Here is a 13,016-nt window from a genome sequence, read left to right on the forward strand (position 1 = left end):
AGATACGAAATCCCCCGATATTAACAATCCTTTTTTTCATAGAGTTAGGTCGCCAAACCAATTCCGTAAACAGCCAAAGCGAGAACGGCCAAGGCCATGAGTGCAGGGGTTTCGCAGGCCACAGATGTGCGGGGGATTATAGTATTTCCTGATCGGGTTGGCTTGTATTATCGTTCCAAGCTTTCTCTAAATTAATAGTTTCACTTCTTGGTTGCCGTTCTATCGGTAACAAATCAATATCTACTTTTACAGGAATATCCGATGCAAGCCCTGCAATGAAACAACTACCTACGGCCAAAACTGGAATAGATTCAAATGAAAGCTTGTCTAAGTAAGCAACGGTTTTTTCGATAGCTTTTATATCAAGGTCATTTATCAAACGGTGAATAAAGTAGTTGTGTAGCTGTGAAATAATTGTTGGCGAAATGTCATACGGTCTTTGACTTGAAACAGTAAGAAATGTGCTGAATTTTCTGCCTTCTTTAATAAGTTCCTCAAATGTTTCAAGACGATAGTCTTTCCACGTTTCGCTCTCTCTTTCTGATGCGGAGGAAAGAATATTATGTGCTTCGTCAATAACAATGTGTAATGATTTGAGTTCAAAATCTCCTACTTCCTTATGCTCATCATATAGTTGTTTAACAATAATAAGTGGAAGTGTTTTTTTCATTTCCAAGTTGACATCTTTAAGATTTATGACTTCCAAATTGTTATCAGCTGAATTATAATTGTCTGTTGTGATGAGTTTTCCAAGCATTTCAAACTTTTTAAACATTCGTCCGATTAAGGGGCGGATATGTTCTTGGTTTGAGTAGCCGTTGATTATTTCGTGATAGTATTGAGATAGTATTTTAAATTTTAGCTTTCCGAGATTTGATGAATCAATTGCGATAGTATTTAAGTTAGGAAACGCATTTAGTATTACATTCTCTATATCTGAATTGGCATAATACTGCCCAATATAATAAGTTGAACTATTAGAATGATATTTTAAGTCTCCTGATTCTATCTTATTTAATATACCAGAAGCCACATTTTGCCCGTTAGTTTCCAACTGCCGTAAATGGGAAAAATACTCACTAAAAATTGCAACCGAAAGATTTGGGTCGCCTTTATGCAAAATATCTTTTACAGTTTTTAAGACATTCGCCTTTGTCCTATTTTCAAAATCCTCTTCCAAATACTCATTCCTGATTGCACGATTAAGAAATGGTTTTTGAGTTTTCTCTGTCGCTTCAAGCAATACGGATATTATTTCAAGTCGTTCGATGTTTGACTGCTTGATTGGGTATTTATCACCGTCTGAATTTCGGGTGGTAAGGTTGTATGATTTTTTATTTTTCGTAATTAAATCTTCTTTCGTGTATTCTCCATTGAAGTCAATAATTACAAAACTCGCATTGTTTTTAAAATTATCTTTATCCGTATTTGCATTAAATAATTCGGAAAATATTCTTGCAAGTGTATTGGATTTTCCGCTTCCTGTATTTCCAAAAACACCAATATGGCTTGCAAAAAGCTTTTTGATGCTAAGTTTTATTTCCTGCGAAGGTTCTTCTGTTAATACACCCACTGTGATAGTTCTTTCGTCACTGAAGAAACGATGAAGTTTATTAAACTCATCTCTGTCAAGCAAATAGCATTCATTATCTATCAAAGGCATTTCTTTTATACCTTGTTTGAATCTATCTTCTTTTTTGCTAAAATGCCCGAATAAAGAAACCTCTAAAAACCGAGAAATTTTCAACTCATCTTTTTTGTACTCTCTGTTGTAAACAGTTTCTTCTTTGATGTATTCTCCTTCAACCTTACCAATAATTTCGATAAATCCCTTTGTAATTTTTATGTAGCTGCCAACCGAAACGTTTTTTATCGTTCTGCCACGATATGACAAATGCGATAGATTTTTGTCCTTTTTTACCTTGACTCTTATTTTTCTTCCTTCAACAGAAGAAACTGTACCAATAATAAAAATGGATTCCCTTAATAGCGTTTCACTTATTTTACTTTTCTGGCTCGACATCTTTACTGCTCTTTTTTTCCACAACCATTTTCAGAATATTATTCGTAAAGCAATCAAGCGTAAACTTTTCTGTATCGCTGTCAGGTGTTAATACTTGTATATTGGGGTGTTGCGTGACTTCCAATTTTGTATACATTTTTTCGTTAGAACTTTGCGAACAACAAACAAATATTCTAAGAGTAGGGTTTGCTTTAGCCGCTCTTAATGTAATTTCCTTGATGTGCTTGTCATCCATGGAAAAACCAACAATAAACAAAGTGGAATTTTCTTTCTCCAATTCACTGGAATACATTCGCAGCAGCTCATAGTAATAGAGATTTAACACACTTTCCAAGTGTTTGGATTCTTCGGGATTTACAACAAGTATTCGTTTGTAAGGCTCTAAAAATCCATTTCCCGTTTTTCCTGATGTAGCTTCGTCAATGTGATTTAATGAACGTGCAAACATTATTTTATCATCAGACTGCTGCCAAGTTAATGAGCCATGAACTTTGATGATGTTAAAAACAGGAATTTCAGAAACATGGTCAAAATGCAAACTTCTTTGCTGAATTGATTTTTTGTAGTGGGCTGAACTGAAAGTAGGATTAAGTTTCCCTGAAAATCCGTCATTGTATTCAATCAAAAGTCGTTCAAGTGATGTTTCCATCAGTACATCAATATTTGTCGTAAACACATTAACCTGCTTACTCAATATCGTGCTTTTACGTTGCAAAATAACTTCTGACAAAGCAAGAAAAAAGTCGTCATAGCTCTTTTTTGTTTGTTCGTATTCATCAGTTGAAATAGAATTGTCAATTACCTTTTTATTAGGCAACATTACTTTATTGAAATACTCTTTGTACTGTGTTTCTCTTGCCGTTTCGTCTGCTGCTTCGTTGAGTAATTTTTCTATATTACCAAGCAATGGAAGAAAAGGTGTAGAAGTGCCTGCACCAAAGAGAAAATTGATATTTGAGCTTTGAATTACTTCAGATAGGTCTTGTAAAGTTCTTTCTTCCATGCTTTAGTAATCTTATTTAACATTCTATTTCAACTTCGTTTTTCACAATGCCCAAAAATTCATCCAGATTAGGGCTCACTTTAATTTCGTAAGGTGCAGAAAAGATATTGCCATTCATTGATTGCCTATGCTTCTTGAAATAATCTAACATTGCGGGGTCGTTATCCACTAAGATAGAGTTTCTACTTTCTTCAATACAAATTCGTCCTGTAGTTCCCGAACCGCCAAAAAAGTCAAGCACCAAAGAACCTGGATAAGACAATCCTTTTACAAACCTACGGATCAGTTCAAGTGGTTTCTGTGTTGGGTGTCCAACACGTTCTACGGAATTTCCATTAAGCCTTCCGATTTCCCAAACATTCGTAGGATTTTTGCCTTTTTCGATACTTTCTGGCAAGAGGCGTTTGTCTTTTAATGCCGTCTTCTTACTTTCTTCATCGTAAGGTACACGAACGGAATCCAAATCAAAAAAGTAATTTTTGGTTTTTGACAGCCATATTGCTTCCTCGTGGCGGTTTGCAAAAAAACGATGGGCACTCATTCCGTTTTTGTAATACCAAATTACGAGATTTGTGAAACGTAAATCAGTGTTATGTCTCGTGTAGTGCATAATTTCCAATAAGTCGCCCTTCTTTAAATCCTGATATTGGAAGCCACCAAAGATTACACAATTACCTGTGTCAGTAAGTATTCGGTATATTTCATCTAACCATTGTTTTGCCCAATCAAGGTAATTTTCAAAAGTGTCCCAATGAGCCAAGTCAATATTATATGGTGGGTCAATTAAAACCAACTGTACTGATGAATCAGGCATTTGTTTTAAAAATTCAACAGCATCTTTTGTGAATAAACCATGATAGGTTTTTTCAGGCATTTTTGTTTCAATCTGACTGCTGTGAGCGACACCATTCTTTTTTAGCGTGTTCATCGCTATATGTCCTGCGTTGAAATGTGATTTATTTGCCATGCTATTTTATGATTTTAAATGTTTTTAAATAATACTTTTCAGAAAGAAACTCTTTACCAAAAGTTTCTTTTAATAATGAAACTTCCTCTTTTGGAAGTTTGTCAGGTGCGTTTTCAATTTTGTTGATACGTTCCGCTATTTCTCGCTCGTTTTCATTATGTTGAATTGCTAAAATTTGATTGGAAAGAACAAACTCCAATACTTCGATTGAGCTTGTCTCTTGTTTGATGACTCCTGTTGCTTCAAGAATATTTAGAAGAAACGGGCATCTCCTCCTTGCTCCTTCTTCGGTTGCAGCTTCTATACCGTTTCGGTCGCAATAATTGGCAACAAATGATGCTTTAAAGAAATTTTGGTAAATGCTGTTTTTGGTGATGGTTGCTTTGCGTTCAACTCGATAAAGGTAGTTGAGCATTAGACCGACAGCGTGCATATCCAATAAAACTTTTGTAATAAGTTTTCCCTCTTTCGGGTATTGCTGAATGAAGTGTCTTAATGCTTCATTGAAAGTGGACGGTTGGGCGTTCATTTCCCAAGACGGAATATCTCTATCTTTGCCCTTAAATGTTAGGTCAAGCTTTTTGAATAACGGTTTTAGTGCTTCCGCTACTTCTTTTCCTTTTGGCGTAAGCTGTAATTCGTAGTCAATGTCTGCGCCTACTTTTCTATCGTCAACAACTAAACCAAGTTCCATTAAACCTTGCAGCTTGTATTTAGTTTGTCGTTGAAATGCTCCTAATCTGTCTTCGCCAAGGTTTCCTCTAATTCGGATATACTTTTCGTCAAGGTGCATTCCCTTCAAACGTCCGCCAAGCAACGTTTTCAAAATATACAAAATGTGTCCAAGATGTAAGCCTTGCGGGAAATGATAGCTCGCCTCTGTAAATTCTCCGATTTCCCGCAAGAATTTCACCCAAGAACCGAATAGAGCGAGATAACGAGCAACTTTAAATTCGCCTTGCTCATTGATTTCCTGTTGTGTTGGCTTCCGTCCTAACGACTCGGCTAAATCATAGTAAGCTGCAATTAAATCTTCTTTGGTAATTTCTCTACCTGCTTTGTCTTGTGCATCAAGTATTTGTTCTACTTCAGCATCGAAATGAACAGCACATTTCGGCGAATACTCGTAAATGATTTTTTCAATTCTGCCTGTTTTCGGATTTTTCTGTTCGTTCTTTCCTTTGGAAAGGTACTCACGAATTTTGTTCGCTTTTTGGTAGTTGCTGATAAAATCGAGGATGGTCACATTGTCTTTTCCTCCGCAAAGTCTTAATCCTCTGCCAAGTTGCTGAATGAAAACTGTTTTTGATTCAGTTGGTCGTAAGAACAGTAAAACTCGTAAATCGGGAAAATCTACTCCCTCATTAAATAAGTCAACGGTGAATGCGACAGTGAATTTATTTTCTCTGAATTGTTTTATTAACTCGTTTCGGTTTGGTGTTTCGGAAGTAATCGCATAAGACGGAATACCATTTTCATTGAAAAACTTCGCCATTGCTTCCGCATGCTTTACAGAAGCACAAAAACCAACTGTTTTAAATCCTTTTCCTTTTTTTAAATATTCCTTTAAAATCTGTTCATTGCGGCCTTTTATGATTAAGGCTCTATCAAGGTCATTGACATTATATTTGTTTCCCTTATAACGGATTTGGGAATAATCAATATTATCTTTTAGTCCGTAATAAGTGTAAGGGACAAGAAAGCCATTTTCAATAGCTTCGTTTAACGTGTATTCAAAAACTTTTTGGTAGTCGAACAGTTCAAAAATATCCTTTCTGTCCATTCTGTCAGGCGTGGCTGTTAAGCCAAGCATAAAGAAATTGGGCTGAAAGTAATCAAGGATGATTTGATAGGATTGAGCTTGTCCGTGATGAACTTCATCAACAATGATGTAATCAAATTCATTGGCTTTGTATTGATATAAAACATCAGGATTTCTCAATGTGTCCTTTGAAGCAAAAAGAATACGGGCATCCGTGTTTTCTTTCACATCACCAGTCAAAAGTCCCAACGCTTCTTTCGGATAGATTTTCTCAAAAGAGTCTCTCGACTGGCTTAAAATATCAAGTCTGTGAACGATAAATAGTATTTTGCCTGTTACTTTCTTCGTATCAAACGCTGACAAAAATGTTTTCCCTGTTCCTGTCGGCAAAACAACTATTCCTTTTTTCCAGCCGAAACTTCTACGCAAATCAAGTTGTTGCAATGTCTGTTGTTGTAGATGGTTTGGCTCAACCAAATTTTCAGATAGGAGTTCAGGTATATTCCTATAGATAAGTCGTCTTATGCTATCGCTGACTTGCTTTCTCCAAAGCGGGTGTTGTAGCTGCGAATAAGAAAAGCGTAAAAGAAAATAACCTGCACTTAGGATTTCGTTTTGACGGTTCAGGTTATCATCATACATTTCTCGGGCAATAACGCCTTCTGCGTGGTAAGTTTCTCCGTTTACTTCCAACGCCAATTTTTTATCGCCTTTCCACAATACAAAATCTATTCGCCTTGTCCTACCTTCGGAATCAAGAAACGGATATTGAGGAACAACGTATTTTATATTTTCTTCACCAAGTAGCGGAAATAAAAAATCAGAAACAAAAAGCCTTTCGCTGTCTTGCGTAATTCTGTTTTTGTAAAACTCCAAATATTCCTGCAAACTCACTTTTTCCTTGTCTGCAAGAGGATTTATCCAATTTATATGTTCCTTTAGTTCGTCTTGATTCATTTCTTACTTTTTAAATAGGCAACTTTTTGTTCCGCTACCTTTAATGTCTTTCCAGCTACATCTTCATTCACGAGGTCATAAGCAATTTTTTCACTAAGATATTGAATAAGCAATTCGTCCTTTTTTAGGTCGAGAATATCAGCAAGTTTTAAAATTTGCTCCTTGGTTGCTTTTCGTTCCCCACGTTCTATTTTACTTAGTATTGCTGTGTCAATGTCGAGTAAGGCAGCTACTTGTCTAAGCAGTAACCCTTTTTTTTCTCGGCTTTCTCGCAATATCTCACCTGTTGTTTGTTTAACGTTCATATTGTCGTTTGAAAATTTGCACTTGACACTATATGTCAAATGTGGTGATATATTTTTGCCCTCCAAAATTTTAATATAAGTTCGCCCTTTTCTTTTGGCAATGCGAGGTTATGTTTTATTTGAAATCCCCGTCTTTTCGCTCTTTCAACCGATTCACTTCTTCTCTTTCCCGTTCTGCCTGCTCGATGGACTGCCTTGCACTTTCTTCGACTTTTCTAATGGCACGCAATCTTTCTTCCTCCTGCTCAGCCCAACTTTTAAGCTCTTTGGGATTTTTCCTGTATGCCGAATCAATATCAAGATGTTTATCTGTAAAACATTTTGATATACAGTATTTTACAAGCTATTCGGTGCTGCGAAAAACGGTGCAGTTCCGAAGCACCGAATCGGACACCTTAAGGATGCGATTTGATGCATATTTTGGCACAGTCCAAAAACAAAAAACCCTGCAGATGATGTCATCTGCAGGGTTTTAAGCCATTTTGAGGTGTTTTTCTGTGATCCCGCTGGGACTCGAACCCAGGACCCCAACATTAAAAGTGTTATGCTCTACCGGCTGAGCTACGGAATCATTTCCCGTTTTTGGGAGTGCAAATATAGAATTATTATTTTAACATTACTGAATATCTTGCAAAAGAATTTTCAGCTTTCATGCAAAAACACAGCCCTTACCCAATAACAAATGCCTGTTTGCAGCGTTCTGAAGGGGTAAGCAACACAATATGCATGTTGCTTCTGCGGGTTAAGTTGATCTTTAGGCACTACAGGTCAGCCAGTTGTGCGCCGCAAAGAAAAAAAACACAAAAAGTGCCGGGAAATAACATTCTTTGGCTATTATTGAAAAAATTTAAAACAGATAAATATGGAAAAATTCGAGAAAGTGAAAGCACTCGTTGCTTCAATCGAAACCGACGTAGAAAAATTCTATAGCGCTGGAAATGCAGCAGCCGGAACACGCGTACGTAAAGGCATGCAAGACCTGAAAGTACTTGCTCAGGAAATCCGCACCGAAGTTACTGAAAAGAAAAACGCAAAATAATTTTGCTATCCCCAAAAAGCCGGTTCACCAACCGGCTTTTTTTTTGCGCTCCGCTCCCCACCCGCGTTTTGTGCCCATACGGCCAGCTACCTTCCGATCTGACATCCGGTCGACGAACCCCTGCAGATAATTTTGTACCTTGTATGCGTCATGAACATCAAGAAGCTCATCCTCCAGGGAGAAGGAACGACCCTCGATTTTAAAAAGACCATTACCAGCAACGAAAAAATCGCCAAGAGCCTCGTCGCTTTTGCCAACAACCAGGGCGGCAAACTGCTGGTCGGCGTCGCCGACGATGGCCGCATCAAAGGACTGAAAAGCGAAGACGAGGAACGCTACATGCTGGAAAAGTCGGCCACGCAGTTCTGTCGCCCGGCCATCGACATCCGCTTCGAAGAAGTTTATGTAGACGATAAATTGGTCCTGGTTGCAGAGATTCCTGAAAGCGATACGAAGCCGCACTATGCGCTCGACGAACAGGGCAAATGGTGGGCCTATATCCGCATCCGGGATAAAACCGTTCTGGCCAGCAGGATCATCGTCGATGTACTCAAACAAACCGCACAACCGACCGACCAGGTCATCGTTTTTTCAGATAATGAAAAAAAGCTGCTCAGTTACCTGGAAGAAAACGGACGCATTACGCTCAAACAGTTCAGCAAGCTGATCCGCGCTTCCTACCGCAAAACACAAAAAATCCTGGTCAGCCTGATCCTTGCAGGAGTGGTCAGCGCCCATACATCTGAGAGAGAGGAGTATTTTACCCAGGCCGGCGGACTACAGGCCTCCTGATAAAAATGAGCTTCAGTTGACGCGGAAATCACGATCTTTGTCGCCTTATGATCCCTTCTATCTACCAAAAATACAAATCCTACTATAAGGAAAATCTGCACCTGGCGCTCCCAATCGTGGTTTCGCAACTCGGCCACACCCTGGTACACCTGGCCGACAGCGTGATTGTCGGGCATTTTGCCGGCACCGTGCAACTGGCGGCCGTCTCGCTCGTGAACAGCGTATTTATGCTGGTCATGGTGTTTGGGTTGGGCATCTCCTACGGACTTACCCCGCTCGTAGCACGCGAAAACGGGGAACGCAACGCTGCAGAATGCGGCCGGCTTTTGTCGGTCAGCCTGCTGATCAATATTGCCGTCGGCATTTTGCTTTATCTTTTTATCCACTTCGGCACGCTGCTGATCATTGACCACCTGAACCAGAGTCCGGATGTGGTGGCCTATGCCAAACCCTACCTCGGCCTGCTGGGCATCAGCATTATTCCGCTGCTTATTTTTCAGACTTTTAAACAGTTTACCGAGGGCCTGGGCTTCACCAAACAGGCCATGATGGTTTCGATCTGGGGCAATGTGCTTAACGTGATCCTGGGTGTCGTTTTTGTAAAAGGCTTGTTTGGCATTGAACCAATGGGCGTAAACGGTGTGGGCTGGAGCACGTTGATTGACCGCTGCCTGATGGCTGTTGTGATGTGTACGTATGTGATGCGTTCGAAACACTTCAAAGTTTACCTCACCGGCTTTCGGCTCGGACTTTTTGACCGGGTACGCGGTCTGCGCATTGTGAAACTGGGCATGCCAGTAGCCCTGCAGTACCTGTTCGAGATCAGCGCTTTCAGTGGTGCGGCCATCCTTGCGGGTACCATTGGCGCAGTACAGCAGGCTGCGCACCAGGTGGCCATTAACCTGGCGGCGATTACTTATATGATGGCAAGCGGAATTGCCTCTGCTGCCACCATTAAAACGGGCACAAACCTGGGCGCGAAAGCATTTACAGACCTGCGCCGCTCGGCCATTGCAAGCTACCACGTTACCCTGCTGTTTATGACCTGTACGGCGCTGCTGTTCATGCTGGCCTGCAACCTGCTCCCTTATATCTACACTTCAGACGGCGCGGTCATTGTCGTCGCCAGTCAGTTGCTGATTCTTGCAGGATTTTTCCAGCTGTTCGACGGAACACAGGTAGTCGGCCTGGGCATTCTTCGCGGAATTGGCGATGTGAACGTCCCTACGCTGATCACTTTCCTTTCGTATTGGGTAGTAGGAATTCCGGTCGGTTACCTGCTCGGCATCCAGCTTAGATGGGGAATAGACGGCATTTGGTATGGCCTGGTGCTTGGACTGGTAACAGCCTCTATCCTGCTGTTCTTCAGGTTTCAGAACAAGACGCGGCAACTGATGTCTACCATTAATTAAGATTAATTCTAAATAAATTCGTCGCGATTGCTGGTTTTTGCGCATTTTTGCGCAAGATTGGATTTACCCGCATTGAAGACGAAATTTACTACGCTGTTTTTTCTGATCATCTCTATTCATGCTGTCGCGCAGCAGCGCATCTCTGGTCGCATCTTCGGACCGCGCGACCCAATTGCCTTTGCCACAGTATCCAGCCCTGAAACAGGCCTGCAAAGCTATGCAGCCGAAAATGGGGCATTTAGTCTTTCGGTTTCTGGCGTTGGGAAAGTGCAGATCCGCGTTACGGCCGTGGGCTACCGTTCGCTCGATACGGTGGTGAACAGCCTGTCCAGCGACCTGTTGTTCCGTCTTCAGCCGCTCAACCTGAACCTGCGCGAGGTGGAGGTAAATTTCGTGCGTCAGCCTGCCTCTTCAAACAGTTCGCTCCTGTTTGACCGGCAGGCGATTGAGCAAGCCCAGGCGTTCAGCCTGACGGACATCCTGAACAACCTTCCGGGTAAAAAGATGGTGCCGCTTGATTTGCAGGGGCCGCAAAACCTGACGCTTCGTGGCAATCTTGACGGCGCTGCGGCTTCAAACAACTCGATGGGGATTGGCATTGTTGTAGACGGCATTGTTCAAACCAATAATGCAAACATGCAAAGCCGGAACCTCGGCACCTTCGGGGCAAGCGGCAGCACATTATCTGATTCCAGAAACAGCCGCCGGTATGACGTTACTTTTGGTGGTATCGACTTGAGGGACATTCCTGCCGATAACATTGAGAGCATTGAGGTCATCCAGGGCGTAGCACCTGTAAAATATGGCGATATGACTGACGGCGCGGTCATCATCAACCGCCAGGCCGGCGAAACGCCATACCAGTTCGCCGCAAGATTTAACGGCGGTTCAACGAATACGTCGCTGTCTAAGGGTTTTAAGCTGAAGAATAAAGCCGGCGCCATCAACATCAATCTCAATTATCTGATGAGCAATGATGATCCCCGCGACAAAATGAAGGCATACAGCCGGCTGAACGGCGGCGCCATGTGGACTTCGTACTTTGCCAAAGGGTTAAAAAACAATCTGTCGGTCGATCTGAGCGAAAAATTCGACAATGCTAAAACTGACCCCGACGACGAGCGCCTCCGCCGCACCTATTCAAAGGCGCGTTCCATCCGCATTGGTAATCGCACCAGTTACACGTTTGATCACGGTTATCTGAAATCGCTGAACTTTACCATCGGGATTGACCGCTCCTACAACGAGAGTTATGCTGACTATTACCTGAATGGTTCGCCACGCGGCATGGCCGGGAAAGATACCACCGGGACCTACGAGGGCTTTTACATCCCGGGCAACTATACAGCTGTTGACCACATCATTGGCAGGCCATTCAACATCAACAGTGGCCTTGATCTCCTGTCTGCTTTTCAAATTGGTAAAACCGTTCATACCCTCAGTACAGGCCTGAGTTTTTCGCGCGCATCGAATGGCGGGACCGGCGTCCTGGCAGACCCAAACCGTCCGCGGCTGCCCAACTCAGGCAACAAAAACGAACGCCCTTATAGTTTCGAGTTTGTTCCCGCATTGGTAAACATCGGTGCGTATGTTGAAGACCGGTTTAAGATCAGCATCTTTGGCAAGACACTGCATACGGCAGCGGGCCTGCGCCTCGACTTTCAAAATGGGTTTGCCAGTTTTCAACCGAGGATAAACAGTAACCTTGAACTGGGCAACGGCTTGAAAGCCAATGTGGCTTATGGCATTTCCAGCAAAGCGCCTACAATGGCCTACCGCTATCCTGGACCGACATATATTGATTTACCTTTAATTGATTACTATACAGGGGATGTGCGAAACAGCCTCTATCTGGTTCATACCACGCGTTTTGTGCCAGACAACAGCGACCTGAAACCGGCCCGGTCCCAACAAATAGAGCTGGGTATGTCACTGACCAAGCCGTTTTTCACCACCTCTCTTAACGCGTATCACAAGGTCAACAGCCGGGGTTTCAATACGCAACAAAACTATTATCCGCTGGCGGTTCCGGTCTATACCGCTGTGCCAAATGGCGCTAACAAACCCGGTTATGTTTCTGCTGGACGCGATACCATCTGGCCAGGCCTGACCATTTCGGAAGTGGGTAACCTGGTTAGTTCCTCAAGTTCAGGCATAGAATGGTTGGTCAACACCAAAAAAATACCGGCTATTCAGACCAGCTTCTCCTTTAATTCTGTATTTGGCTACAGTACCTACCGACAGTCCGGCGACCGCTCTGCCATTGCCAATGAAGTATTCATCCGCGAAGGCAGAAAGGGTTGGTATGGCGTTTATGAAGCCAATAAATACGATAAGTGGTCTGTTTCCAGCCGCCTCAATTCCAACACGCACATCCCTAAACTTGGACTGGTGGTCTCGGCGATCCTGGATGTGACCTGGAAAGATGAGACCAAAACGCTGAACTCGCGGCTACCCATCGCCTATCTGGATCGCTATATGGTGCGCTACCCGATTGCCAATTTTGACCCGGCGAATTCTGATTATGGCCATCTGGCGCAGTCGCAGGCTGCCGACTCTTTTGCGAGTCTCCCCATTCCCTATGCCAACCTGTCCATGCGCCTGTCAAAGGAGTTCAGGAAACGTATTCGCTTTTCGATTAATGCTTACAACGTTTTGAATGTACAACCACGGTATTTCGACGAGGCTACCAGCACATTGTATGTGTTCAATGACCCCATCAGTGTCGGAGCCGAATTATCTTTTAAATTTTAATT

The 13,016-nt window shown here is 42.2% G+C and carries 9 protein-coding genes and 1 tRNA gene; 4 read left to right on the forward strand and 6 right to left on the reverse strand.

The window, feature by feature from the left end:
• Positions 1–136 precede the first annotated feature (136 nt).
• The 6 genes from C7T94_RS11350 to C7T94_RS11380 form a co-directional block, all read right to left on the reverse strand.
• Entirely contained in the window at positions 137–2,023 is a 1,887-nt protein-coding gene (locus tag C7T94_RS11350; RefSeq protein WP_107215444.1) for an ATP-binding protein, read from the reverse strand.
• Positions 2,004–3,026: an SIR2 family protein gene (locus tag C7T94_RS11355; protein WP_107215445.1), complete on the reverse strand. Its 1,023-nt coding sequence runs from the start codon at positions 3,024–3,026 to the stop codon at positions 2,004–2,006. The genes C7T94_RS11350 and C7T94_RS11355 overlap by 20 nt, the downstream gene beginning before the upstream one ends.
• Positions 3,027–3,042: 16 nt before the next feature.
• Positions 3,043–3,993 (reverse strand): DNA-methyltransferase, encoded by a 951-nt coding sequence (locus tag C7T94_RS11360; RefSeq protein ID WP_107215446.1) that lies wholly within the window; start codon positions 3,991–3,993, stop codon positions 3,043–3,045.
• A gap of 1 nt (position 3,994) precedes the next feature.
• Positions 3,995–6,712, reverse strand: a complete 2,718-nt coding sequence (locus C7T94_RS11365) for a DEAD/DEAH box helicase family protein (RefSeq protein WP_107215447.1) — start codon at positions 6,710–6,712, stop codon at positions 3,995–3,997.
• Entirely contained in the window at positions 6,709–7,017 is a 309-nt protein-coding gene (locus C7T94_RS11370; RefSeq protein ID WP_107215448.1) for a helix-turn-helix domain-containing protein, read from the reverse strand. Before C7T94_RS11370 ends, C7T94_RS11365 begins: the two co-directional genes overlap by 4 nt.
• A gap of 498 nt (positions 7,018–7,515) precedes the next feature.
• Positions 7,516–7,588, reverse strand: a tRNA-Lys gene (locus tag C7T94_RS11380).
• Between the two features lie 291 nt (positions 7,589–7,879).
• Between C7T94_RS11380 and C7T94_RS11385 the strand changes: the two genes are divergently transcribed.
• The 4 genes from C7T94_RS11385 (at position 7,880) to C7T94_RS11400 (ending at position 13,014) form a co-directional block, all read left to right on the forward strand.
• Entirely contained in the window at positions 7,880–8,056 is a 177-nt protein-coding gene (locus C7T94_RS11385) for a histone H1 (RefSeq protein WP_107215450.1), read from the forward strand.
• Positions 8,057–8,206: 150 nt separating this feature from the next.
• Positions 8,207–8,848 (forward strand): AlbA family DNA-binding domain-containing protein, encoded by a 642-nt coding sequence (locus C7T94_RS11390; protein WP_107215451.1) that lies wholly within the window; start codon positions 8,207–8,209, stop codon positions 8,846–8,848.
• Positions 8,849–8,895: 47 nt separating this feature from the next.
• A complete protein-coding gene (locus C7T94_RS11395; RefSeq protein WP_107215452.1) occupies positions 8,896–10,260 on the forward strand; it encodes an MATE family efflux transporter in 1,365 nt (454 codons plus the stop codon).
• 72 nt (positions 10,261–10,332) lie between these two features.
• A complete protein-coding gene (locus C7T94_RS11400; RefSeq protein WP_162618661.1) occupies positions 10,333–13,014 on the forward strand; it encodes a TonB-dependent receptor in 2,682 nt (893 codons plus the stop codon).
• Positions 13,015–13,016: the final 2 nt, after the last annotated feature.

The organism is Pedobacter yulinensis, assembly GCF_003029735.1.
Classification (GTDB): Bacteria; Bacteroidota; Bacteroidia; order Sphingobacteriales; family Sphingobacteriaceae; genus Pedobacter; species Pedobacter yulinensis.

Bases quoted from the DNA above. Each gene is read 5' to 3' on its own strand.
- C7T94_RS11350 (WP_107215444.1), bottom strand. From the start codon at position 2,023: ATGTCGAGCCAGAAAAGTAAAATAAGTGAAACGCTATTAAGGGAATCC.
- C7T94_RS11355 (WP_107215445.1), bottom strand. From the start codon at position 3,026: ATGGAAGAAAGAACTTTACAAGACCTATCTGAAGTAATTCAAAGCTCA.
- C7T94_RS11360 (WP_107215446.1), bottom strand. From the start codon at position 3,993: ATGGCAAATAAATCACATTTCAACGCAGGACATATAGCGATGAACACG.
- C7T94_RS11365 (WP_107215447.1), bottom strand. From the start codon at position 6,712: ATGAATCAAGACGAACTAAAGGAACATATAAATTGGATAAATCCTCTT.
- C7T94_RS11370 (WP_107215448.1), bottom strand. From the start codon at position 7,017: ATGAACGTTAAACAAACAACAGGTGAGATATTGCGAGAAAGCCGAGAA.
- C7T94_RS11385 (WP_107215450.1), top strand. From the start codon at position 7,880: ATGGAAAAATTCGAGAAAGTGAAAGCACTCGTTGCTTCAATCGAAACC.
- C7T94_RS11390 (WP_107215451.1), top strand. From the start codon at position 8,207: ATGAACATCAAGAAGCTCATCCTCCAGGGAGAAGGAACGACCCTCGAT.
- C7T94_RS11395 (WP_107215452.1), top strand. From the start codon at position 8,896: ATGATCCCTTCTATCTACCAAAAATACAAATCCTACTATAAGGAAAAT.